The organism is Okeania sp. SIO2B3, from assembly GCF_010672525.1.
GTDB lineage: Bacteria > Cyanobacteriota > Cyanobacteriia > Cyanobacteriales > Microcoleaceae > Okeania.
This window is the reverse complement of sequence record NZ_JAAHGH010000056.1, coordinates 1-25,308: the sequence shown is the minus strand read 5'-3', so window position 1 is coordinate 25,308 and position 25,308 is coordinate 1. Positions and strand designations below refer to the sequence as shown.

Genomic DNA, 25,308 nt, shown 5'->3' with positions numbered 1-25,308 from the left:
AGTAATTTTCCCCTCTGCCTTCTGCCTTCTGCCTCCTGCCTTCTGCCTTCCTCAAGATGATGATGGCCTGATCAAAACTACTGGAGTTTGTTCATCCGCGTTTCCTGCTGGATTACTTCTTAAAGCGTCCTCTAGTAAAGAAGTAGATGCATTAGAGGTTGCTGCTAATATTTTAACTGCTTTCAAATCGTTAACATCTACTATTGCTGCACCCAGGCCAGTTGCTGTTTGGATTTGTTCTACTAATTTTTGAGGATTTTCTGGCCCTAAAACTATAAATTGGTCATAAGGAGGTAAAGTTCCGGTAACATCATCTATTAGTCTGGCTTGTTCTCCTGCAAATTGATAGAACATACCGGGCTTTCCTAATAATTTGGCTATGGCACCTCCGAAAAAGGCCATAAACACTTTGATTGGTCCAACAATATCTACGAGAGTTTGCATCCCACAGGCTGTTGCTAGACTTGAAGTGGGCAGAAAGAAGTAACAGATACGTTTGGCTACCCATCCAGGTTTAACGTCAGTAGGGTGACGAAAACGACCTTGCATTAGGGCCAGGGGTGTTTCACCGATGGTCACTATGTCCCCTGGTTGAGCATGAGGAACGACATAACGTTTGACAATTTCTATGGGATCGTCTAACTCTGTTAATAAATGAGTGCGAATGGGAAATACTGCTGCATTTTGCGCTTCTCGCTGGTTTGGAATAGCTTTAGGGTCGGGAAATTTGAGAGGCACTACAATATGGCGAGTTTTGGGAATGCGACCTTGAGGCCCATAGGTAATATAATTGACTTTAATCCAAGCTGACTTGAGTTGGTCTAAGTTTTCCCCATGAATATCAATTGATATCTTCAGTTTTGTCTTTTTTCCTACTTTAACGATATAAGCAAACCAATAGTCATCGGGTCTAGCTTGGGCATCTTCATGGAAAGGAATTATTCGAGTTTGATAATTTACTTTTTCTAAACTTGCACCAGACAGCAGTTTTACTTCTGCTTGTATTTCTGGCACCATAATTTCTAAGCTTTTAGTACGGTTGCATAATTCCATTTCACCTACTAATAGGTAATTTTCTGGTTCTGCAACTGCTAAATGCCATTCTCCAGAGGTTAATTCTAAAGCATTTCCTGGACGACTACGATATTGTAATTCTAGTGTTAAATAGCCTAAACCTAGAAGTATAGTTAAGACTATAATTCCTGTTGTGAAAATTTCTATAATCACTTAATCTCCGGTTAATATTTATTTGAAACAAGCTTATACCGTTTCACGGAAGTCAAAAGTCGTAGGGGCGAATGCCATTCGCCAGTACAAAAGTTAAAAGTAAGATTTTACAGGCTCAAAACCTTGACACTACAGTAATTTCAGGAAATTATTTCACATCTAAGAACTGAAACTATTTGTGACCAAAAAATGAAGTCCAAAGTCTCACCTTACCTTTTCAGGGCATGAAAAAATATTCAATTCAGTATTTTCAAGCCCCCTGCTTTAGTGGTCGGTACTGATAACTGAAATGACATCTCTAAAGTGAATTGGTATTGCTTAATATAATTTTCTTCATCTTATTTGATAATTCAGCTTATTTTAGAGGAGACTTTTTGTAGAAATTTAGACACAGGGAATAGTTTAAACAGAAGTGCATGAAAAAGCATTTATCGTTAATTTATAACAGAAGGCACAAGGAAGAAGAAAAATATTGCGTTGTCTGAGTTTTAAGCTTTTGATATTTCAAATACAGTAATGGCAACTGCTATAAGTAGACTACAAAATTCTTTAAATATTGACATATAGCATATTTTATGATATTTAAACATACCTTCCATTTCTGATAATTTATTAAAACAAATTTTAAAAACACAAAGTAAAACAAAAGATATAAGTGATTCTCGTTCTTTTTTTTGTAAAGATTTGTAAACTAATAGGTAGTGTTTTGCAGGATTGGTTTCTAGAAAAAATTAGTCCCACTCAGAAAAAATACTTCTAACTCTCTGTTGCTGATGCACAGAATAGATTTGGAGTATTTTCGCAAGAACACAAAACTAGAAATTTACTGATTTTTGAACTCAGAAATAGGACTTCTATGAAGCAACTTATGATTGCCGAACGCTATCTATTACTTGTACATATTTTGTCAACAGTTTTTGGACTAGCAGGTCTGTTAATAGTTCTACCTAATCCTGAAATTATTATCAGTTTGCCTCCAGTAGGACAGACTGCTTTCCAATTGAGTATGACAGGTGGAGGAGCAACTTATATTATCTTTGGAGCATTAGCAGTTGCCTTGTATAGCATGAGGAATTTAGGAATAGGTACAACTCTGGCTTTTATGCTGCCTTCTGTGTTTCTATCTTTGAGTAGTGAACTATTGGGCACAAGCACGGGTTTTCCTTTTGGGAATTATGCTTACCTTAGTGGCTTAGGATACAAAATTGCAGGTTTAGTACCTTTTACAATTCCCTTATCTTGGTTTTACATGGGATTAGTTTGCTATTTACTAGCTCGTTGCGGTTTACAGGTCAATAGCTCTAGTTCTTGGATACGTCATTTAGGAGCGATCGCTACAGGGGCACTGCTTCTAACAGCTTGGGACTTAGTCCTTGACCCTGCCATGAGTCAGGCACCATTTCCGTTTTGGACATTTCAAGAGGAAGGCTTTTTCTTTGGTATGCCTTACCGCAACTTATTGGGATGGGTAGGTACAGGTGCAATATATATGTCTGTAGCTGCTTGGTTTTGGCGCAAGAAAACAATTTCATTGTCCCGCCAAGAGTTAAACCTGCCACTCATTACCTATTTAGTTAACTTTGCTTTTGGAGCAACAATTACTGTCGTTGCCTTAGATGCTAGATTCTTATTACCAACTTGTTTGAGTGTAGTGCTAGGGGTAATTCCAGCGATCGCCCTATGGTGGATATCTCCAGCTAATCAATTGAGTGAGGTGGATATGTCCCTCGACAATGCGATGAGTGATGATGAGGTAACAGTACCTGTGGCACAATTCAATAATTGATAATTGATAATTACCTCTCCCTAAAAGCTATGCTTTACCCATAACTCTTGAAACCATTGTGGGGAGTGTGGGGGGTGTGGGAGGTAATAATTTTGTCTACTGTTATCAAAAAAATGTACTTTTCAATACACTTTTCTGAAAAAAAAGCCTCTCCAAGAGAAAAACATAACTCGTCTATTTTGTCAAGTTTTATGTTAAGAAAGATGTGGGTAATGAATAGCCCTAAAAGGAAGAGGATTGAATAAAAGGAAAATTAATTAATTGTTTCTCCTTATAAAGGAGAGGAATTTTTACCTTAATTATTCGGTAAATATGGCTGTCAAATAACTCAAAAGTTATATCAGTTTTAGGTTTCAGAAAGAACACCAGGGGTAAGGGTATTTGAATAAATGGTGGTGGTGCATAGTAATGGTAGAGAGAGTGGGGGAGATGGGGGGATGGGGAGATGGGGAGAAGCTAAAAAATATATACAGCACTTTTGAGGTACACTCCGAAGCGGGCAAGATGCCCGCACTGCAATATTTTCACCATTCACCTTGTACATCATTTGCCCGAAATCTGCTGTATCTTCACCATTACCATGCAGGACTACCGAATAAATAAATTCTTGGCTTTGTTTGAGAGATAATATAAAGTCTAAAATACTGCCCAATAGAATTCAAAATCATGCCTGAAGCCTTTTTTTTTGTCATTCTACTGTTGCAACTACCAGCAACAGCTATCTTACTATCGCGTCTCATTAAAGGTCCTACTCGCCAACCGCCATTAAAACCTGACTCACCCACACCAGAATTAGTAGGTAAAGTAACTGTTGTCATACCGACTCTTAATGAGGCCGCTCGCATTACTCCTTGTTTGCTTGGGTTGAGTAGGCAAAGTTATGAAGTGCGGGAATTTATTATCGTTGATAGTAACTCAGTAGATGATACTCAATATATAGTCAAAACTAAGGCAGAAACAGACCCAAGATTTCGCTTAATTACGGATGACCCTTTGCCCTCTGGATGGGTAGGTCGTCCGTGGGCTTTGCATACTGGCTTTTTGAAAAGCTCTCCAGAGAGTGAATGGTTTCTCGGGGTAGATGCAGATATTCAACCAAACCCTGGGTTGGTCGCTAGTTTGGTCAAAAAGGCAGAGGCTGAAAACTATGACCTCATTTCCCTGTCGCCACAGTTTATTCTGAAATATCCAGGAGAGCTGTGGCTACAACCTGCTTTACTCATCACGTTGGTCTATAGATTTGGACCTACGGGGACGGGGGCACAAACACCGGAACGAGTTATGGCCAATGGTCAGTGTTTTCTGTGTCGGCGCTCGGTGTTGTCGGAGATGGGAGGTTATAGCAGTGCTAAGAGTTCTTTTTGTGATGATGTAACTCTGGCGAGAAATATTGCTGCCCAAGGTTTTAAGGTAGGGTTTTTGGATGGGGCGGAGGTTTTGCAGGTCAGGATGTATGAGTGTATGGCAGAAACTTGGCAGGAGTGGGGGCGATCGCTTGACCTTAAGGATGCTTCCCCTACTGTTCAAGTTTGGAGTGACCTGTGGTTATTGTCAGCTACGCAGGGCTTGCCTTTGTTGATAGTTTTGAGTTATTTATTGTTTAATTTGTCTGTTGATATTTCTTTGTCTTCCAGGTTTTTGTTATTTGGATTAAATTTATTTTTACTATTAATTAGATTTGCCTTGTTATTAGCGATCGCTCCTGCTTATGACTTGAGTAAAGCTAAAGTTGGTTGGTTATTTTGGTTATCTCCTTTAGCAGATCCTTTAGCAGTTTTGCGGATATTTTTATCTGCGATGAAAACTCCTAAAAAATGGAGAGGTAGAGTTTATGGGTAATTAGTAAGGGTATTATTTTTTTTCAGACAGTAATTTCACGTTTTTGTGGGAGGATATTAATATACTTCGCTAAACTGATAAGTGCTTTACCTGCTCGAAGTATTGGCTGGCTAAGATGCGATTTGCCTACCATTACCTTGCCACGGGACGATGTGAACTATTAAACTGACACATCCCCTTGCAGCCACATTGTGTTTGCCCGCGAAGCTGCAAAGTTCAACGCACGATCTATCTGTATTGTCGCGAACTGGATAGATCGCAATTCGATAATTAACTAAATGAAGGGAAGTTTTATGATGTATAATCAGAATTCAAATGTCCCACCGGGATGGCTAGGCGGGTTCGCCGAATCAAAACCTGCGTTTGCCTATCCAGAGCCAGACCTGAGTTCGTTACCAATGTTGTGTAACATGGACAACATCGAGAGAATCAAACGCCAACAACGTATATATTGGCCTGAATTCAGTTGGGAAACTATTAAAGGAGACCCTAGTTCCAGGTGTTTTCAGAGGTTTGCCCACAACATTTCCAGCATTGGTTACGATGATAGTGGGAGAGTATGGTCAATCATCTGTCCCCAGCAAGGTATTTGTGCTCATAAGATCGGTTGCCTGAATGTAGAAGTTACTGTTACCGGACAGAGAGGTTGGGTCAACGAGACAACTAAGGATCTAGCAGCGGATATGACCGTCGAAGGTAAGATTTGGTTTAGTCCGAGTTCGCAGAAAAATGAGATTGTACAGCAAGCATGGGAACTTTTTGAAGAAGCATCTCTTCCCTTTCCCTCAGACAAAGCAAACGCGATTCAGGTCTCTACCCATAAGGTCGGAAACCCCGATCAGCCCATATTTACAATTCGGCATGGCGAAAGTCAACTATTTCAGGCTCCTGACAAATTTAGACATGAAGAAAAAGCATGGACTGTTGGGCATATAGAAGTGGAAATTGGCGAAGTCGTAACGCACAATCATCCAATTGTCGATGCCTTCAACCAAAAAATCATAGATATTTTCAATTTTGGTTCTGGCAACATGCTACTGGCAGGCAATGTACTGACTTGGAACCTCTGGTTCACAGCACCCAAGCTCGTTAACACGGTGATGTGGAGAACTCACGCAGAGAGGTGGCGGCGGTCTATTGAAGCAGATCACGGTCGTCATCAATCAAGCGAAAAAGAATACGCCGATGGTTCTGAATTTAAAGTTTTGGACTTATTAGAAGGGAAGAAGAAGAAGATGAGCAAGAAGAAGATGATGAAGAAGATGGAGGAGATGAAGGAGATGAAGAGGATGAAGGAGATCAAGGATATAGATGAGATTATTGAAATCATAGAATCACTCCTATAGCCAGCCTTATTAGCGAATGTGTAATACCGTTTCACGGAATTCAAAAGTCAAAAGTAAAAAGCGAGTGCGTAATTCTGAGGTCCCCTCAGAATGTAAGACGCACTCAAGACAGTCAAAAGTAAAATTTTATAGCTCAAAACTTTGATGATTCAGTAATTTCAGCAAATTATTCGACATCTAAAGTTTGAAACTATTTGTAACATTCTTTTTTCAAATTGGTATAAAACCCGGCTTCTTTCGATAAATGTGCGAAGCCGGGTCTCTTTTAATCCACATTCTGCACGACAAAATGTAGTACGAAAGACAGGAAGAAAATTCAGTAGTTTCAATACCTGGTAAAATAACGACTTGCTGATTTTAGCTCGTGTCTCAGTTGAAGCATTACCGGATTATTAATAATTAATAATTAAATAATTCTGGTTTAAAGCCTCCCCTTTTAAGGGGAAAAAAAGAAATAATATCATGTCCGGATAATTAGTTATAAAAAAACTTTCTCCTTCAACTCCAGTTCTTCTTTCTTCCCTCCTGACTCCTGACTTCCCCTCCCCTCCTGGGAGGGGTTAGGGGTGGGTTGACTCCTGAGGACTCCGTAGTTATTTATTTATCACTGTTCAACCGGACATGATATAATATTTCCTTATGTTCAATCCTCTCGGTTTTAACCAGAGGTAATTATCCATTATCCATTATCAATTAATGAACCCCTTTTATTTCTGGAACATTTTGCTACCTCTGACCTCTAAATAAAACTCTACCTGGCAATACTTCCTCTTGAATCTTTGCATATACTCGCAAACAAGCCAAAACTTCCCCTGGAGTACCCCCACTATCGCGTTCTAAATCATTATTCTTATTCTGGGAATAACTGAAAATATCAGCATAAGACCCCCATAAAGGACGAATTCTCACTTGATAACCAGCATTTTGAGCGCGAGTGCTGATAACAGCTAGTGTATCCCGACATTCCTTTTGCAATTTTCCCCACCAAGAATCACGAGGAACTGGTGGTACATACACTAAAGAATGTATCGCTTCATCTAGGTCTATTCTAGCTTCCAGAATTTTCAGGATATCACCACTCTCTTCTGTAGTTACTGCTCGCTGGAAACGGTCGATCAAAGCATTAATATACTTAGACTTTTGCTCTGAGTCTAAACTCAAACACCTCACACCAAAGCGATCGACTGCCTTCAAAGCATGATGTATTTGGGGGTCGAGTTCAATAAATTTAAGATATAAAGAAATAACTTTTGCTAGGAACAACAGTTCCTCTGGTAAATTTGTCTGTGTCAGTCGTGAGTCTAATTTTTCCTGAGTTGATAAGCATAAACCTTGAGCTTTCAATTTACCAGTGAGACCGGGATACAATATTTCATCTTTAGTAGAAGGTAGTGGGATAAGCGATCGCTCTTCTTTCTCACCTCCCACCTTCAATGCTAACTCCAAGGCTTGGTTTTGCCACCTATTTGCCTCTGATTCTGGAAGTCGCAGCAGCAGACATTGTAGTTCCTGCCACAAATCAGAAACATTGTTACTATTTAACTCAACTGCACCGACATACTCTGATAATTTGTTGTCAGTAAGGAAAACTACCCGGAGACGAATTTTCATTTCATTCTCAGGAGGAGGTGGTATAGGTGACAACGGTTCCTTTGGTGGTATGGGTATCAACCTATTGTTTGCTTCTGAAGGTTCCAAAAGTGAATCAAGTTTCTCTAGTAATGTTTGACATTCTTGTACTCCTGGAGCTGTTGTGTATTTGGCGATCGCTTCTTTGAGTTGAGCTGCCATTCCACGCAAACTCAAACGCATTACCCATCCTAAATCTGAATCTTTTATTTTGTTGTCAGTCAGCAAAAGTTTCCAGAGATGAATTAGTTTCAATTCATTCTCAGGGGGAGATGGTATTGGTTCCAATGAAGGTTCCAAAAGTAAATCAATTTCCTCTAGTAATGTTTGACATTCTTGTACTCCTGGAGCTGTTGCGTATTTGGCGATCGCTTCTTTAAGTTGAGCTGCCATTCCCCGCAAACTCAAACGCAGTACCCACCCTAAATCCGAATCTTTTATTTTGTTGTCAGCAAGCAAAACTTCTTGGAGACCAATTAGTTTCTGTTCATTCTCAGGGGGAGATGGTATTGGTTCCAACCCATCGTTTGATGATATAGGGGGCAACAGATCGTTTGTTTCTGAGGAGTTAGTTTCTTGTTTCTCCTGATTTTGTATTGGTTCAAGTGGAGTTTTCCCTGGTGAACTCTCTTCATTCTCAGACGGAGGAGTTATAGGTATCAACGCATCATCGAACTTAGTTTCTTGAATTTTCTCTTCGTTTATTAGTGTTGGTTTCAAAAGTGAATCAAGTTCCTTTAGTAATGCTTGACATTCTTGTACTCCTGAGTCTGTTGTGTATTTGGCGATCGCTTCTTTGAGTTGAGCTGCCATTCCCCGCAAACTCAAACGCAGTACCCATGATAAATCCGAATCTTTTTTATTTAATAAATTACTCAAGTGTTCCATAAAAACATTTTCTCTACAACAGTTTGCTAAAATTATTTGACCCTACTCTGTAGGGATGTTGTATGCAACGTCCCTACTCCCTCTTTTGGAGGAGATGTCTAATAGTTATCAGCAGTTGCGTTTTCAGATACAACGGGTTCCACCTTGGTGGGGTACACCCCAAAGCGAGCAAGATGCTCGCACTGGGAACATTTAATTTTTAAGAACTGTACTTCTTATGCTTGGAATTTGCTGTAATTGTCTCAAACACGTACTGATAACTGATAACTGATAACTGAATTTAATGTATTCCTGAAAATGGATTCTTCTTTTCTTCTATCTTATTTGGTTGATATTGTAACTCATCCTCAAAAACATATCCTTCCTGCTTTAGACATTCCCAGTTATTCGATTTCCAATAGGGAACTGTTCCCTCATGTAATCGTAAAATACCCTTACTATCCAAACTCACATAATAGTTACAAGGATACTCAGTTTTAGTCTCAAGTTTGAACTTCCCAATAAGTTCCCATTTATCGGTATTTGGATCGGGGGATTGGAAATAAAAACTATATTCTCCACTCAAAGGAACTGGAGGTAAAGGTTGACTAATTATCCCAATTTCTGGAGAATTATTATCCCCATCATATTGAAAAACTTCCTGATGCTGACTATAATCTTTCTCCTTATCAAATACAAGTGTATGAGCATCTGTTTTCATTGCTATTGAAGACTCAATTACATTCACAGCAATATTGCACATCACTCTACCCTCAGAAATTAATGGAGAAATTTTGGTAACGTCCGCAGCATTAAGACTGGAAATATTATCGGAATTAGAAATTAAATAGTGGGGTTTACCTTGACAGAAAAATAACTTAATATTTAGTTCTTGGTCAATTTCAAATTCAACTTTAATTTTGCTGTTAAATTCCTTTTCTGTCATTTCCAAATTTTTTTGCAATTCTTGAGCATCATAACTACCCCATAGTTGTTCTTCCTTATCTTCAAAATCTTTTCGGTATATCACAATTGTTAATTGTGCTCCATAGAGTTTTCCATCGGGTTGTTCGCTGCGTACTCTCGCTACTGACTCTTTGGCGTCAAGTTGATAAAGTTGTTCACCTGCTTTAAAAATAGTTAAGTTACCATCTATAGTCCTTAGAGTAAAAGAACATGGCAAAAAATAAAGCAAATTTTTGACATCAATGTAAAGTTGGTTTGCCCCTTTTCTGAGCAATGGTTTAGATTCTTTCGGATCAAAAATGAATTGTCGTAGGTTTTGAGCATAACACGCTCCTGCGGAAGTTGCTAACTTAGTATATTCTGGGACAAAAGTAATTTTTTCTGAGTTCCAAATAAAACGTTCTGATTGAGACTTATTAAATTCTTGATAAAGTTCCTCTTCTACTAAATAAAGACCACAGGTTTTTCCAGACAAAATCAACCAATCTAATTGTTCTTTTTTATCAGAATTTTGAGATTTTTCTTGTCTTGACAAACCACTTTCTACCAACCCTTTAGCAATACCAACTGCTTCCTTTATTACAGGTTTAGCAGCTTTTTCTAACTGACTTAAAGTTAAACTTACACTTAAATTATTAACTCCATCACCTTGTAGCTCTAAATTTGTTGACGCCAATAATTCAGTTATTTTCTGCCCCTCTAACACAAAAGTAGGTTCCACAAATTCATCTGTTTTACCCTTGGTCAATACTGATTTTTTAGCCTCTTCTGCATATTCCCAAAGAGTGTAAAATACTTGCTGAGGAGCTGATGAATTTGCATTTTTCCAGCGAGTTGGTAAAACTTTATTCGCAGTATCTAAAGCATCCTTATAAGTAGCATCAGTTTCCGGATTATCCTTATCCACAAAAGCTAATAAATTGCCACTTTCAAACTCATGATTATTATTCAGGAATTTTTCATCCAGGCCATCTAACTGATTTCTCAATATATCTGATTCAATATTTCCTGCTTGCACCGCTGTCAGTAAACAGTCAGCAATAGCAACCTTGAGCAAGCGAAATATATTGAGAGTAATCTGTTCCCCACCCAAATGTAAATGACCAGAAGAACCTAAAAGTTGGGGAGTCAGTTTATAATAGCGTCCTCCAGAACCTCGGTCTTCATCACCCTTGAAAACTTCTATCTCTTCAAGTGTGAAGTCGATTAAAGCTAAATCGGTAGTTCCCCCACCAATATCCAACACTAAAATATTTTGCGTCCATTGGTCTCCATAGCGACGACACCTGGTTTTCAAAGATTCAATCCCTACATTCAAGTCTCCACCAAACTCTCGCCATAGGAAAAAGATGGCTACGGATACAGCTTCATCATAAGCCATCTCCACATTCTTAATACCCAGTTTTTCCACCAGTTCTTTGATTTCCTGGCGCACTCTGGGAGGTGCTATAGTCGGGTAAGTAATCACTGCATTATTAAAGCGACCTTCAGAAAGTCGATCTGAGTTGCGAGCGCAATACTCTGAAGTTGATTGAATCAGATAACGAAAAGCAGATTGCACCAGTTCTTCTGCTTTAATCTCCTTACTGTTGCCATCTAAGTTGACATTAATTAGTCGCGAGCTAGGTTGACCTAGATAGCGTTTGGGTGAGTGGTGAAATTTACCTGTTATGTCTTGGTTTTGAGCGATAGCATCTAATCTATTTTGTTTAGCTCGTCTTCCCATAATTACTTTAATTGAATCTGATTCAATACTTTCTATTTCTAACTCGCTAGGAATTTCGCTAAGTTTGGTAATTTCATCAAGTTCTACTGGAATTAAACTTTGCCACTCCAACGGTGGAACCCGAAACACTTCGTGATAAATACGATTAAGTGCTTTACTAGCAGAACGGCGAAACCATTCTTGACGTTGGTATAGACCAACTTCTATAAGGCGAATCCCTTCCAATAAGTATTTAATATCTGTTCCTAAAAAGATTTGGCTTCCTAGATTACTTTGGTTGGTATCGTTTATGTTTGGCAATTCCCTGCTAATTTCTGTTATTAACTTTTTCCACTCATTTTCCCAATCTTGTGTAACTACACCTGGTTTAGTATCTATTGGTTTGTTATTTAACCACTCAGCTAAACTTTTGCGCAACTTCATTTCTTGTTCTCTTGGTAAATTCTTTGGAGATACTTGAACTTTAGGATCGAATAAGGTAACAGTTGTATTACTTGTGCCAAAATCAATTGCTAACCAACCAGGATGCTTGCCTTCTGATGAAGGAGTAACTGTAGGTGATGAACTTGGAGTAACTGTCGGTGATTTAGTTGGAATAGCTGTAGGTGATGAACTTGGAGCAACTATCGGTGATTTAGTTGGAATAGCTGTAGGTGCTGGGGGTGAGCTTTCAGAATGAGAGATAATGTGGCACTTAGCTTTCAATTGTTGGGGTTGGGAAAGGTTAGGATTACCCTGAGCATCAGAATCAAAATATTCTATTTCTACTGTTAAAGTACAGTTAACATCTGTAGGTAGAGGTTCCTCTAACTCGCAATTATATTGTTTTAATTTTTGAGGTGCTGAAACTTTAATTGGTGGATTCGCCATAACTTGACTGTAAGCAGATTTTATCTTTGTTGCCAGTTCTGGTGGTTGTCCTTCAACAGATATACTAACAATAGATATATGGGGAATATTGTCATTTGAAGGAGTTAGTTCAATGACCGGAAGTAGTAATAGTTCATTGTTGGTTGGTTGAGTTTTTAAGACAAAACTTGTTAGTAGTTCAATTTTTAGAGACATTATTTATCTTCCTCTTTATTTTTACGTTTGCACGAAACCCGCACTCCCTATCCCCTTTTTTTTTCTTGTTACCCCCTTTCAAAGGAGGATTAGTGGGGATAGATCGATGTCAATTAATATTGCAGTTTAACAGATAATAATATGTTAACCTGCTGCTGCATAAATCAACAGTAAATTACTGAAGTTTATTTTTTTATTCCCTTAAAATCAGTGGTCTTCTGTGAGACAGGAAGTAGGGGCGAACGGCCGTTCGCCCCTACAAAGCTCATGCAATTCCGGCATGGGTAAGTTTGGGTAAGTTTAGCAGAACGGAAGCTTGATATATGATTTTTTGGCGTTCCTGAAACCTTGGGATGAATCTTTCACTCCCACACTCCCCACACTCCCCATACTCCCCACACTCCCTACACTAATTCATCCCACAAATATGCAACGCCTATTTTTTAGTCAGTTTCCTGTTCCCTAAAAATACCTATCGCTTAACTTCAACTGATGCAATTTGAGATAGATTTTGTAACCACAGAGGTGTTTTAGTTTCTAACTCATCTGCTGCTATATACTTCAACAGTGCTTCGTTTCTAGAAATAGCGTTTAAGCGGGGAACTTCTTGATTTAGAATCCTGTTCAAAATATCATTCACTTTCTTAGTCATCTTCCCTACATATTCTACTAGCTGTAGCTGCATACAAGAATTATTAATTTCATTTCGTAATCTTAGCACTAGAATTTGATTGTTAAATGGTCTCGGTTCAGTCTGGTCTCTTTCTCTTCTGTCAGGATTCCAGTCAAACACTTGACCTTTTTGATGTTCTTTTTCTGCACGAGCTAGAGGAAATATGCTATCAGCATCTATAGTTAGAGTATCATCCTCAAGCTTACTTTTCTGAAGAACAAACGGTTTCCAATATTGACTTAGATCGTTAACCTGGGAGAGAGTTGTAAAACAGTTTGCTTCTCTTTTACCAAAATTTTCCCTGATATTTTTCTTGATTTCCTCTCTCATGTCAAGTGGCAAAATTTCCTGAAGTTTTTGGCGTTGAGGTGCGAGTTCTCCAGATAATTTAGTGAATAGTTCTGTAACTGCTTCTTTAATACGATCGCGAGCCAACTTCTCCAGTTTTTCCACACTATTCTTAAAGGTTAACTCAAAATCTTCACTCTTAGAGGGAGTCTTCTCATCATCTTCTAGTTCATAATCACCAAGAAGTATTATTTCCTCATCTTCTATAGACACTATCCCATCCTTGGTTTTATCAAAAAGTAAACTCCACTCATTCCATTTAAAGAATATTTCATTAGTTACTTCCTCTTTCACTACCTCAGTAATCTCATCTTGTAGTGTTTTCTTCTTCAAATCTATTCTCAAACGAGTGTAGACATTGTAAACTTCTTCAATGGTTTGACATAGTGCAATAAAAGTTTGACTGTCAGAATCTGGTATATATTCAGGAATTTTCTTTAATACTTCCTTCAGTTCATACTGGTGCTTTTGACAAACACGAGCTTGATGGCCAGTATCTTCTTCTAGTTGCTTCAAACCGTAAGCTTTTACATGGTCTATAATTAGCGTTCGCAACCTCTTTACACCTCCATCATATACAAAATCCTTTAGTTGTCGCTGTAAAACACCCGCTGAACTAGAATCCAACATCATTTCGGCTAACTGTTGCCATGTGGGAGCTATATCATCCTGATAATTTTGTATTTCCAGCATAAAGTCTTGAGAACATACTTCCAAAGTAGTTGAACGTTGTGTCAACTCCTTCAAAGCTGACATTTGTGACAACAGTACAACTCTCTCTGGTTTAGTAGTCAAACCCTTAGCACCTGTCATCGTCGATTCAAGAACACTCAATTTGTTTAGCACATCTTCTTCTTTTAGTAGAGCTAATTCCTCAGCTAAATCCTCAAGAGTTTCCTTATCCCCCTCCGATAATGGTAGTTGGTTAAAACGACCGACTCCCACTAAAATCCGGTCTTTTAGGTCTTGTCCCCCCCTGTCTCGCTCCATCATAGTACGAATTTTATCAGCAGTCTCTCCCCCAGGATGCTTACCATTCAACAAAAGCAGAATTGTTTGCACTTCTTTGAGTTCCCGCAAAGACAGGAAAGCATCTCTCACCCCAGAATTAGCTGCTCCTAGTCCGGGAAAATCTAGCAAAACAAACTCTTGATTTTCCCCCAGAGCGGACAAATCCCAGATTTGTTTTGACACTTTAACTGTTACATCTACTCGACGAATTAAAGAGAAACTGTTTTTTAAGTCTTCAGCGGATGGTTTAGCAGGATTTTGCCAAGGTTGAGGAGCAACGACTAACTCTTGAAAGTCGAGTTCCAGAACATTTGGTGGGAGTTTTAATTTTAGTCCATCTTGAGCTGTGGCCATATCAACTTGATAGAGGCGATCGCAGATATTTTGGCCATACACTTGATAAGCAAGCAAAAACCTCACCACTTCCCGTAGTAGAGAACGTAATTCTTTATTTTGACTCGCCTCCCAGGTTTGTTTACACCATCCCAGGATGCTGTTAATCTCTATATTTGTAGTAGTAAATTTCTTGAGGGTATCTGGAGGTTGTTTCGCTTTCTCTGCTGCTTTTTCAAGCATATAATCCAGACATTCTTTGACCTCATTATGAGACAGATATTTAATCATAAATTCCCCAAATTCTGTCTTGTGCAAGTCTTCTGACTGAACTGGGTCTAGATGAATAGCTGTAACATTTCCTGTGGTAGGATTTTCACTTACTGGTAAACCATCAGCGTATCCAATTAAGCTTCCGAGTAATAAGGTTTTCCCACTACTAAATTCTCCCATTAAACCAATTTTTACTGGGGAAGATGCAAGTTCAATAGTTTTTTTGGCTGCTTGTTCAACTTTTTGTAAATTGTTGTTAAGCTCTGGGGGTATCCAATCTGGCAGGGGTTGTTGTTGGGATAATGAATCTATCCCTTGGATAATTGAATCTCCATATTCTTTGAGTCGGTGCAGTTGTTCTTGTACCATTGGATAGTTTTTTTGACATATTTTAATACCATTTTCTACCAATTTTCTAGAAATCGCAAGTACCGTATATGTACCTTGTTCAACGAACACATCTCGACATTAGGAGTTTCTTTGTGCAACGGGAATAATACCTATTTGATAAATGTTTGTTACATTTTCGCATTTCGGGGGAGTGGGGGAGTGGGGGAGAAGTAAACATAAGAATAATTAACATTAACTTAGCTGAAATTAGCAAAAAAAGTGATTTTGCTTGTGCTGATTAGTTAACAACTGAAGTACTGCCGAAGTATAGCAATAATGTATGGGAATTAGTCTCAGTGGGGTAATTAGTTGTTGAATAAAAATTGTAGAAAGTAGTTGCTATTTGTAGAAAAGTGTGTTAATATTAAATAGGTAACTAAAGCTATTGAAATAATTCATCTGAATGCGACTTGTTGACAGACATATTATTAACCGAACACATAACTTTTGGCGAGTGTGTGATGAGTTAGCCTTTAAGTCAAAAAACTTATATAATTTGGCTAATTATTATTGTCGTCAGCATTTTTTCAAGTGCTCCTCAAGTCTGGATTTAACCAAACTATACCATGCAACCAAAGATAGTGATGCTTACAGAGCCTTACCAACCAAGGTATCAAAACAAATAATCAAATGCTTGGTTGCCACTTGGCGTGGTTATTTTCAGGCAATCATTGAATGGTCAAAACATCCCTGTAAGTTTTTAGGTAAACCCAAAATACCAAAGTATAAAGACAAAACCAAAGGTAGAAATGTAGTTATATATTCAAAGGAATCAGTCTATAAAGCAAGTCTAAAAGATGGTATTTGTCACTTATCCATGAGTGAAATCAAAATACCTGTAGTTGTGGATACTGTAATCGAAGTGAGGATAGTACCTGCTACTGCCTGCTATATAATTGAAGTTGTATATGAAAAAACAAATCAGCCACAAATACATTCAACATCTGTAGCTGGAATAGACTTAGGAATTGACAGATTAGTTGCTCTATCTACAAATAAGCCTGGTGTTAAACCACTGCTGATTAATGGGAAGCCACTAAAAAGCGTCAATCAGTTATATAACAAGCGTAAAGCTAAGTACCAAAGTCATCTCCAAGGCAACAGAAAAACTAGCCGTAAGATTGAAGCGTTAACCTATCACCGAAATCGTTTTGTGGAGAATTATTTGCATAATACCAGTTTCTTAGTGGTTGAGTATTTAACCACAAATAATATTGGTACTGTAGTCATAGGCAAAAATGATAACTGGAAACAAGGTGCAAAGCTCGGCAAAAAAAACAACCAAAACTTTACCCAAATACCGCACTATAAGCTAATTGAACAGATAACTTATAAATGTCAACTAGCTGGTATCAAAGTCATGGAAACGGAAGAAAGTTACACCAGTAAAACTTCTGCACTTGACCTTGAGCAACCAATTAAACATGAAAAATATGTAGGTAAACGAGTCAAACGCGGTTTATTCAGGAGTGGAACTGGTAAAGTGATTAATGCCGATATCAATGGCAGTCTTCAAATTATGAGAAAGAAATTCCCAGGGGCATTTACTGCCGAGAGAATAGTGAGCTGTGCCGTACAGCCTGTATTGGTTAATCCAATATCAAGATAAAAGCTCAGATCGATTTTCTACAGTTTTTTTCGTACGGTGAGCATCCTGCCTGCGGTGAAAATATTAGGAACAGGCAATAGGAACAGGCAAGATGCCTATTCCACAAAATTATTAAAATTATCCAGCATTTATGAAATGCCAATAATTGAAGTGTCACTTAAGTTAAGCATTCTTTTTTCACGCTTGGAACAGGCAAAATGCCCATTCCACATTTACCAACAACTCTATTACATCTGTCGTGCCATCAAATTAGCAAACAACCCCTCCTGCTCTGCCAATTCTTCAAAACTCCCATGCTGTATAACTTTTCCCCTTTGCAAAACATAAATTCGGTTAGCATTACGAATTGTACTCAACCTATGAGCAATAACTATCCTAGTTACCCCCAACTGCTCTAAACTCTCAGTTACTATGGCTTGAGTACGATTATCTAAAGCACTTGTCGCCTCATCAAAAATCAAAATTCTCGGTTTCAAAACCAACGCTCGCGCAATTAATAACCGTTGACGTTGACCACCAGATAAGTTTCCCCCTCCCTCAGACACAATAGTATTCATTTCCATTGGCATTTCTTCGATATCATCTGCAAAACCTGCCATTTCAGCCGCTTCCCAAGCGTCATCCACCGTTACTAACGCCCCGCAAGCAATATTCTCAAAAATAGAAGCACTATTGAGTCGTACATTCTGCAACACTACCCCTAACTGTCGTCGCACTCTTGATACATCTAAGGTTGATAAGTCTCGTCCATCATAATAAATAGTTCCTGCTGCTGGTGTTTCAAATCCTAATAGTAACCGTACAATAGTTGATTTTCCACTGCCAGAAGGTCCGACAATAGCAATAAATTCTTCTGCTTGTGCTTCAATAGTAATATCGTCAACAACAAGTGGACTGTCTGGACGATATCTAAAACTAAGACGATCTAGTTTTATCCTACCGGAAAGTTGCCCTGGGTCATATTTGTTGATGTCTACTTCCGGTGTTTCTGTTAAAATAGGTTGAGCGCGTTCCCATAATATTGTGATTTCTATAATATTGACGATGGTTTTGCTTAAGTTTGTCGCTCCACTAATAAATGTACCGAATGCAGTGTTAAAAGCTAGAAATGTGCCGATGGATAAACCTGTTTCCTGTGTTTGAATTAAATAAACAGTTAATGTAAACAGTAAAATAGAGCTTACAGTTGGTAGAGCTGTGTTGAACGCAGTAACTAAGTCTTCAATAAGTTGGTTGCCAAGCATTAGTCTTGTTTGTTGGCTGTATTTTTTTGCCCAATAAGCAAAAGCACGTTCTTCGGCACCAGCAACTCGCAGTTTTGAGACTCCACCAATGAGTTGCACTGTCAAACCAAATATTTCTCCCGATATTTCTTTAAAGGAGCGTAACTTTTGACTGGCGATCGCTCCTGACCACAAGGTGACAAGACTGGTGAGACAAGCAATGGCAAAAGCGATGAGAGCAAGGGGAAAACTATAGATGAATAGTAATATTAAATTCAGTAGGGAGAAAAAACTGGTGAATATTGTTGTGAGGATAGTGCTAGTGAGTCGTTCGCGAATTTGACTGATAGCAGAAACCCGGTTTTCTAAGTCTCCTGTGGAATATTCGCGAAAAAAGGCAGGTGTAAGTTTGAGGAGTCGGTCCCATATTGCTGCTTGAATGGTGGAGCTAGATATGGTTTTTAATCTGAGAGTGACAAAACCGCGAGTTAATTGAAATATGCTGACTCCAAAACTGGCAGCTAACAAACCCAGACCTATTTCTATTAATAATTTTTCGTTGGCATCGGGAATAGCATTATCAATGATGATACCTGTAGCTACTGGTGTCAACATTCCTAATAAGGTAGCTATGACCCCAGTGATGGCAACTGTTAGTAAATCTTTAAATCTACCTCTAAAGGCTAATTTGAAGATGTCGAAGGCTAGAATATCTCTATTGGGAAAAGGGCGGTAAAAGGTGTAAGCTATTGATGCTAATTCTTGAGCTGTAGTCTGGTTGAGTGGAATGCGGGTCAATTCTATGGGGTCAAAAATTTCATAGTTTGTTGCTTTTAGTAGGGCAACTGGTCGATTTTTTGCTTCGTTGTATGCTAACAGAGGTCCGCAGTCTTGTTGCCACCATTTATTTGTGAGAGTGACGCGACGGGTGCGAATGTGGGAGGCACTAGCGATCGCTTCTATGGGGTCTTCCCATTCTGCTTCTGTTAGTTCGGTTTCTATTTTTGGTGTATAATTAACGGTTATGCCTAATGCTCTGGCGACTATACCGAAAGCAATTAATAGGGGAGTACCTGTTTGGGGTATTTGACTGAATTCCGGTTGCAGCACTGATGCTAATTCTATTAGTGCTTCTTGTGTCTTTTGTTGGTTTAGATTTTGATTCATAGTGTGGAAGGAAGGCAGAAGGCAGAAGGCAGAGGGCAGAAGGGAAAGAAAGGTTCAAAGGGAGAAGGTTTTTTATAGTTAGAGGTTGTCTGAGAAGTCCCATTTTCTACATCCAAGCTCCCGCGCATCCCCCAATTTTGGGGGACTAGAGCAAGCAAATTGACTCTTGTTCCCCCCAAAGTTGGGGGGGTAGGGGGGCAAAATTCAGTATCAAAAAACTTTTCAGATATCCTCTTAATTATCCGGACATGATATTATTATAAATTATAGTAATTATCATTTAGCAAAACATCAATCTTAGTAGTAGAAAAAATCTAGAATATGATATTATTTATCTTAGCTTCTACCGCCTCAATTATAGTTGGCAGTATTTTCCTATTGACTGGTATTGCCAAAATTATAGAACCTTGGAAATTTATCCAACATATTGCCAAACTAGATTTAATAAATCCTAAATTAATCATACCTATTTCCCTCGTATTTACTGCTATTGAATCAGCTTTAGGAGTTGCTTTAATCTTGGGAGTTTTACCAACAGTAATTATGCCTGTAAGTATTTTATTATTACTTAGTTTATCAATGCTTACTTACTGGAGTACATTAACTGGTAAAACTGAAGATTGTGGTTGTTATAACGGTTGGTTAGAAATTACTCCTACCCAAAGTTTAATTCTCAATGCTATTTATATTTTTATGTTAATATTTGCTGAATTTTTTGGTCAATATCAACCTACTATTTTGTGGCAATGGCTAGTAGTATTAATAACTTTTATAATTAGCTATGCTTTAGCTGCTGGCTCCCTAGAATATATGCAAAAAAATGGTCGTCCGTATCTTGATTTTACCCCATTACAAGAAAACAGAAAATGGCAGGTAGAATGGTTGGGAGAAGATTCAAAACCTCTAATTTCTGGGTCTGTAATTGTGGTATTTATGAATCCTGAATGTTCTCAATGTAAACATTGGTTAGGTGTGTTGAAGTTAGTACAATGGCAAGATAATTTACCAGCAATAGTAGGATTAATAGATACTGAAAATCTTCAAGAAGGCCAAGCTTTTGTAGATAGTTATTTTTTGAATTTTCCCGTTGTTGCAGTAGATAAAAGATTTTATAAAAAATTGAAGATAGAGGTAGTACCTACAGCAGTTGTTTTGCAAGATGGAGTTATTCAAGAAAAATGGATTGGGTTAATGCCGATGTGGTTTATTAATAAAATTAATCAGGGAGAAAATAGTTATAATTGAGTTTAGGAATTTATCGCATTTACAGCAGTTTTCATTTGGGTAAACCACAGTAGGGGCGAATGGCATTTGCTAACGCAAAGCTCCGCTTTATATGTTGCGGAGCAAAACGCCCTTACAGAGTTTTGGTTGTAGCGATGTGGTTTATCAATCTGAAAAGCGCTGTAAAGGTAAATGATATCATGTCCGGTAGCATCGGAGCGTGTATAAAATTAAGGTAACAATAGGAGAAAACTTTCTGCCTCCTGCCTCCAGCATAGCTGCCTTCCTTCCACCAAAGTCTAATTATTCAACCGGACATGATATGAGGTACAAATATGAATGGTAAAGTGAATGCAAGTGCGGGCATCTTGCCCGCGACTGGTGTACTAATATGGAATACGCTGTAAAAGCTATGATTAGTATCTATAGCGTTTTCAAATGAGATATCAAGTAAAAGTTGGTTATTTACTAATAGTAACAAAGTCCGGCAAACCTTCTTGCCTGTTGCCTGTTGCCTGTTGCCTGTTGCCTGTTGCCTCTTTTGGAGGAGATGTTTCATTCTCTTCCTTCCGTGCCTCCTGACTCCTGACTCCTGACTCCTTACTTAATTACAGTGTTGCAGATAAGTTTGAGCAACATAATCATCGGGATTTTTTTGTAAACACTGATGAAAAAGAGACTTTGCAGACTCAATTGCTCCTTGATAGTATTGGATAACAGCTGCTTCAAAAATCGGCTTTGTTTCCAATTTGGCTTGTTTTTGGTCATGAGGCTCGTACTCAAATACCTCAAATACCCCGACTTTCCTAAATTTTCCCCTAACTTGCACTTGAGCGATCGCTCGCATGGCATACTTCATCGGTTCCTCCAGACAAGCTAAAGTATGATGAGAAATTAGAAGTGGAGTATTGTAGACTTTCGTCAACTGCTGGAGGCGGGAACCAAGATTAACAGTATCGCCAATGGCAGTAGTATCAATACGCGAGTTACCGCCTACCGTCCCTAACATCAACATCCCTGTATTGATTCCAATACCAATTTCGATGGGTTGGCGGTCTGGACGTTGTCTGGTTAAATTATATTCAGCGAGAATTTTCAACATGGTCACTGCTGCATTTACCGCAGAATCAGCACTTCCTTCAAACAGTGCCATAATTTCATCACCAATATATTTATCAATAAAACCACCATTTACAATAATTGCAGGTTCCATACGTCGGAGATAGCCATTAATAAACTTAAACGCATCTTCTGGAGTCATCTGTTCCGAACGAGTTGTGAAAGCACGGATATCAGCAAACAACACTGACATCTGTTTCTGGACGCACTCCCCTAGTTGAATATCAGTGATACTTTTGCGAGCAAGAGATTGGAGAAATTGACGGGGGACAAACCGGGATAAGGTTTCATTGAGTTCAAACAATTCTCTAGTATACTGCTCTCGTTCCGCTTCAGCCTGTTTACGACCGCTAATATCTTGGAAAGCGGCGATCGCGTGAGAAATCTGGCCTGTTTCATCCCGAATAGGTGTAGTCGAGATTTCGATCGGGACTATCCGATCCGGGTAATGAATTTCTATATCTTCAGAATGAACTGTTTCTCCAGCCAAGGAACGCACTATCGGCAATTCTTTTGTCGGATACAATTGTTTGGTTTCTGCCCGATAAACTTTAAAAATATCTGAAAGTTGCTCAATCTTGCTATCGGGTAAAACGTCTAATTTGAGTAATTCTTTAGCTTTCTGATTAGCATAGGTCATTTGCCCGGTCACATCGTGAACCGAGACACCAATTGGCATCGCCTCCAAAAACTGAGTCAGGCGACGTTCATTTTCCAGCAGTTGAGCATTTTGTCGTTCAAGTTGTTTCACCCGCAAGTACTTGCTGAGTGCTTCCTTAATTGTCAGATTGAGATCCGTCGTATCCCAGGGTTTAGTAATATAGCGGTAGAGATTAGCTGAATTCACAGCATTCCCTACTGACTCTACTCCAGCCTGCCCCGTCAGCATAATCTTCAAGATATCTGGATACTGAAGATGAATCTTGCTCAGGAGTTCGTCTCCTTTGATACCAGGCATTAATTGATCGGAAATCACTACAGCAACTTCTATTCCTTCAGCCTGCAATTCCTCTAAAATTTCGAGCGCTTCTTCACCACTTTCAGCAGCTTCAATATCATAATTTTGACCAAAGTTTCGTTGTAATTCTTCAGAAAGACTTTCCAAAACCATCGGTTCGTCATCGACTAAAAGAATTGTTAGTTCGTTCATACTGACTCAAGAGCTGTTGTGATGATTTTAATCAACTCTGCTTCCCGCCACGGTTTATATATACAAGAGTACAGATTAGCTTCTTTCTTGGCTCGTTGAATCGCCAACTCATCAGCTTGCCCAGTTAACATAATTGTTTTAATATCACCAAATTGCTGATGGACTTGAACTAAAAACTCATCCCCCCGCATTCCAGGCATCAGCCAGTCAGAGACAATCACCACAATTTTGACCCCCTCTTCATCCAGTTCTTCAAGAATTTCTAGGGCTTCCTCAGCACTTTCGGCAGCCTCGTACACAAATTGATCGCCAAAGTGACGGCTAATTTGTTCCTGGAGGGTTTCGAGGATAACAGTTTCATCATCAACACACAGAATTGCTGCTTCAGTCATAATATTCTAGGAGTAAGTGGCCAATTTTTTAGGAAGTTAAATATACTACAACTTATATAAAATTATATTCCTGATTATAAAACCCTTGAGGATCATATCTAGTGGATTGTACTTCACCGTTGGCCAACCAACACCAAAAAATAGAAGGAGATTTTAATATCCTCCTTGGTGATTTAACTTTAGCAACTTCTGGAAATTCAGAATCTAAATCCTGATGTACTACATTAACAGGACTGACTCAGAGACTTTACTTATGGTGAGGGCCCAATTCGGAGCTTGGCGGAACGCCAATACTATTAGCCCCTCAGGGCAAACGCATCTTATTTTGAAGTTCTTACAGGGTAAAGATGCCAGACTTTTGAATATTTATACTTATTACTCCTCTAAAGCTTAACGGCAGAAGTTTCCAGAATTTAGATGGGTTTGCCCTGTATTAGCCCCTACAGATGGTGATTTAAAAGTCAATTTGCGTAAGTCCTGATTAATATACTTGGTGGCAGATTTTTCATAAAATATCCTGCGAAAAATTAATTTTCTCAAACGGCTTTGTTCCATGAAGGTTGCTATTCCCAGAGAAATTGCGCACGCGAATCGCGAAAAAGCTCCCACTTGTGGCAGTCAACTAGATTTTTACTTTGTAGCTTTCCGACTTATATCATGTCCGGTAGCATCGGAGCGTGTATAGAATTAGGTTAAAATTGGAAGAAACCCTTTCCTAGGTCATGCTACGCAAACAGCATAGCTGCTATGCTGCCCTCTGCCTTCCTTCCACCAAAGTCTAATTATTCAACCGGACATGAATATTAGCATTTTGAATCATGCGATTGAGCATAATACACTCTATGAATAATATCATGTCCGGTTGAACAGTTATAAATAAATAACGACGGAGTCCTCAGGAGTCAGGAGTCAAACCACCCGCAGGCCCCGACCGTGGAGGGGAAGTCAGGAGGTAAGAAATTAAGAAGGAAGAAGAAGAACTGGAGTTGAAGGAGAAAGTTTTTTTATCACGCTCTTATGCGGCGTTGTCAGATTCAAGGATGAATATATAGGGAAATAGTGGGAACAGGGACTTCTTTAAACTTAAGGTAATGAATCAGTAGCCGAATTGAGTGCTTTAACATTTCATGATTACTTGGAATAGCACAAGGTTTTGCGATGTAATCTAGCGAATTTATGACGTAAACTTGTATTTTCTCCCTCTACACGGGTCATGTAAGTCTTGCTAACAATGTGGTCTCCTGCTGGAATAAATTTGGTATAAACTGGATTACCATCACTCACCCAAAAGTAACATTGCCACCAGGAAATAGTCTGTCATAGTACCATAAATGTTTCTGCACTATGGTTACCTACTACCCAACCTAAAATCCCGGCTTGAAAATGGTCGAAAGCAGCTCCTGTGCCAGATTTTCTTTTTTTTCCCACAAATGTTTCCAATTCATCCAATTCTCCTACCTCTGGGATAGTTTCTGCGCTCGTAAGTATCTGGTAGAAATGTTCCCACGAGTTTAACCCAATCCATAATCGAAGTCCTGCGAAACTCCTGTAATTCTCTCTATGGCACGAAAACCCATGCCATTAACATACATTTTTAAGCAGTTACACTTGACATCATCACTGTATCCTCTCTGTTGATATTCTGTGATGAACTGACGGCCACACTTGACACAGATATAATTTTGCTTACTTTTTCTATGACCATTTTTATGGATATGGTAGCTGTGGCATTCTGGACATTCCATTACCGAATTATTTAATTATTAATAATTAATAATTCGGTAAGCAGTTTAAAGAATTTATTTGTTTGAGTTATAATATATTGGAAAAATATTTGCTAGCTCAACAAGTAACCTATCTAAATCTGATTTAGTATGGAGTTAAATCTAGTTTGATTAAATAGGACTTGCTGATTGAATCTAAAAGTACTGATGAATTTAATATT

Annotated in this window: 14 protein-coding genes and 1 pseudogene; 5 read left to right on the top strand and 10 right to left on the bottom strand. The window is 38.7% G+C overall.

From position 1 onward, the window contains the following. Positions 1 to 51: 51 nt before the first annotated feature. A complete protein-coding gene (locus F6K15_RS25645; protein ID WP_293066190.1) occupies positions 52 to 1,224 on the bottom strand; it encodes a F420-0:Gamma-glutamyl ligase in 1,173 nt (390 codons plus the stop codon). Between the two features lie 859 nt (positions 1,225 to 2,083). Here F6K15_RS25645 and cruF point away from each other — a divergent pair. Next, positions 2,084 to 3,013, top strand: coding sequence for a gamma-carotene 1'-hydroxylase CruF (cruF, locus tag F6K15_RS25640; protein ID WP_293066150.1), 930 nt, complete (start codon positions 2,084 to 2,086; stop codon positions 3,011 to 3,013). A 346-nt stretch (positions 3,014 to 3,359) separates the two neighbouring features. On the opposite strand, the gene F6K15_RS25635 is transcribed toward cruF, so the two are convergent. Continuing rightward, complete coding sequence (locus F6K15_RS25635) at positions 3,360 to 3,665, bottom strand: hypothetical protein (RefSeq protein WP_293066148.1); 306 nt, start codon at positions 3,663 to 3,665, stop codon at positions 3,360 to 3,362. Between the two features lie 14 nt (positions 3,666 to 3,679). Between F6K15_RS25635 and cruG the strand changes: the two genes are divergently transcribed. Both cruG and F6K15_RS25625 read left to right on the top strand, forming a co-directional pair. Further along, on the top strand, positions 3,680 to 4,852 hold the full coding sequence (gene cruG / locus F6K15_RS25630) for a 2'-O-glycosyltransferase CruG (protein WP_293066145.1): 1,173 nt from the start codon (positions 3,680 to 3,682) through the stop codon (positions 4,850 to 4,852). A gap of 293 nt (positions 4,853 to 5,145) precedes the next feature. After that, positions 5,146 to 6,198, top strand: coding sequence for a hypothetical protein (locus F6K15_RS25625; protein WP_293066143.1), 1,053 nt, complete (start codon positions 5,146 to 5,148; stop codon positions 6,196 to 6,198). 726 nt (positions 6,199 to 6,924) lie between these two features. Here the strand turns inward: F6K15_RS25625 and F6K15_RS25620 are convergent. The 3 genes from F6K15_RS25620 to F6K15_RS25610 all read right to left on the bottom strand — a co-directional run bounded on the left by F6K15_RS25620 (position 6,925) and on the right by F6K15_RS25610 (position 15,548). After that, positions 6,925 to 8,715: a hypothetical protein gene (locus tag F6K15_RS25620; RefSeq protein WP_293066140.1), complete on the bottom strand. Its 1,791-nt coding sequence runs from the start codon at positions 8,713 to 8,715 to the stop codon at positions 6,925 to 6,927. Between the two features lie 280 nt (positions 8,716 to 8,995). Continuing rightward, positions 8,996 to 12,451 carry a molecular chaperone gene (locus F6K15_RS25615; protein WP_293066137.1) on the bottom strand — a complete coding sequence of 1,152 codons (3,456 nt, stop codon included), beginning with the start codon at positions 12,449 to 12,451 and terminating at the stop codon, positions 8,996 to 8,998. Positions 12,452 to 12,923: 472 nt separating this feature from the next. Next, entirely contained in the window at positions 12,924 to 15,548 is a 2,625-nt protein-coding gene (locus F6K15_RS25610) for a dynamin family protein (protein ID WP_293066134.1), read from the bottom strand. Between the two features lie 334 nt (positions 15,549 to 15,882). Here F6K15_RS25610 and F6K15_RS25605 point away from each other — a divergent pair, with 334 nt between their 5' ends. After that, positions 15,883 to 17,088 carry a transposase gene (locus F6K15_RS25605; RefSeq protein ID WP_293066131.1) on the top strand — a complete coding sequence of 402 codons (1,206 nt, stop codon included), beginning with the start codon at positions 15,883 to 15,885 and terminating at the stop codon, positions 17,086 to 17,088. A gap of 227 nt (positions 17,089 to 17,315) precedes the next feature. Here F6K15_RS25605 and F6K15_RS25600 read toward each other — a convergent pair whose 3' ends face one another. Beyond that, positions 17,316 to 19,478 (bottom strand): NHLP bacteriocin export ABC transporter permease/ATPase subunit, encoded by a 2,163-nt coding sequence (locus F6K15_RS25600; protein WP_293066129.1) that lies wholly within the window; start codon positions 19,476 to 19,478, stop codon positions 17,316 to 17,318. A gap of 321 nt (positions 19,479 to 19,799) precedes the next feature. Here F6K15_RS25600 and F6K15_RS25595 point away from each other — a divergent pair, with 321 nt between their 5' ends. Then, positions 19,800 to 20,723, top strand: a complete 924-nt coding sequence (locus F6K15_RS25595) for a MauE/DoxX family redox-associated membrane protein (protein WP_293066127.1) — start codon at positions 19,800 to 19,802, stop codon at positions 20,721 to 20,723. 286 nt (positions 20,724 to 21,009) lie between these two features. Here F6K15_RS25595 and F6K15_RS25590 read toward each other — a convergent pair whose 3' ends face one another. The 4 genes and pseudogenes from F6K15_RS25590 to F6K15_RS25575 form a co-directional block, all read right to left on the bottom strand. Next, the gene (locus F6K15_RS25590) at positions 21,010 to 21,261 is read right to left on the bottom strand and encodes a hypothetical protein (protein WP_293066125.1); all 252 of its coding nucleotides are present in this window, start codon (positions 21,259 to 21,261) and stop codon (positions 21,010 to 21,012) included. A gap of 45 nt (positions 21,262 to 21,306) precedes the next feature. Next, complete coding sequence (locus tag F6K15_RS25585) at positions 21,307 to 22,971, bottom strand: response regulator (protein WP_293066122.1); 1,665 nt, start codon at positions 22,969 to 22,971, stop codon at positions 21,307 to 21,309. Continuing rightward, on the bottom strand, positions 22,968 to 23,363 hold the full coding sequence (locus F6K15_RS25580) for a response regulator (protein WP_293066120.1): 396 nt from the start codon (positions 23,361 to 23,363) through the stop codon (positions 22,968 to 22,970). The genes F6K15_RS25585 and F6K15_RS25580 overlap by 4 nt, the downstream gene beginning before the upstream one ends. A gap of 1,034 nt (positions 23,364 to 24,397) precedes the next feature. Then, a pseudogene (locus F6K15_RS25575) lies at positions 24,398 to 25,108 on the bottom strand (IS1 family transposase). Between the last annotated feature and the right edge of the window lie 200 nt (positions 25,109 to 25,308).

Excerpts from the sequence above, each read along its gene's own strand:
- F6K15_RS25600 (WP_293066129.1), bottom strand. The coding sequence starts at position 19,478 with ATGAATCAAAATCTAAACCAACAAAAGACACAAGAAGCACTAATAGAA.
- F6K15_RS25620 (WP_293066140.1), bottom strand. The coding sequence starts at position 8,715 with ATGGAACACTTGAGTAATTTATTAAATAAAAAAGATTCGGATTTATCA.
- F6K15_RS25580 (WP_293066120.1), bottom strand. The coding sequence starts at position 23,363 with ATGACTGAAGCAGCAATTCTGTGTGTTGATGATGAAACTGTTATCCTC.
- F6K15_RS25585 (WP_293066122.1), bottom strand. The coding sequence starts at position 22,971 with ATGAACGAACTAACAATTCTTTTAGTCGATGACGAACCGATGGTTTTG.
- F6K15_RS25625 (WP_293066143.1), top strand. The coding sequence starts at position 5,146 with ATGATGTATAATCAGAATTCAAATGTCCCACCGGGATGGCTAGGCGGG.
- cruF (WP_293066150.1), top strand. The coding sequence starts at position 2,084 with ATGAAGCAACTTATGATTGCCGAACGCTATCTATTACTTGTACATATT.
- F6K15_RS25605 (WP_293066131.1), top strand. The coding sequence starts at position 15,883 with ATGCGACTTGTTGACAGACATATTATTAACCGAACACATAACTTTTGG.
- F6K15_RS25590 (WP_293066125.1), bottom strand. The coding sequence starts at position 21,261 with ATGAAACATCTCCTCCAAAAGAGGCAACAGGCAACAGGCAACAGGCAA.
- cruG (WP_293066145.1), top strand. The coding sequence starts at position 3,680 with ATGCCTGAAGCCTTTTTTTTTGTCATTCTACTGTTGCAACTACCAGCA.
- F6K15_RS25615 (WP_293066137.1), bottom strand. The coding sequence starts at position 12,451 with ATGTCTCTAAAAATTGAACTACTAACAAGTTTTGTCTTAAAAACTCAA.
- F6K15_RS25595 (WP_293066127.1), top strand. The coding sequence starts at position 19,800 with ATGATATTATTTATCTTAGCTTCTACCGCCTCAATTATAGTTGGCAGT.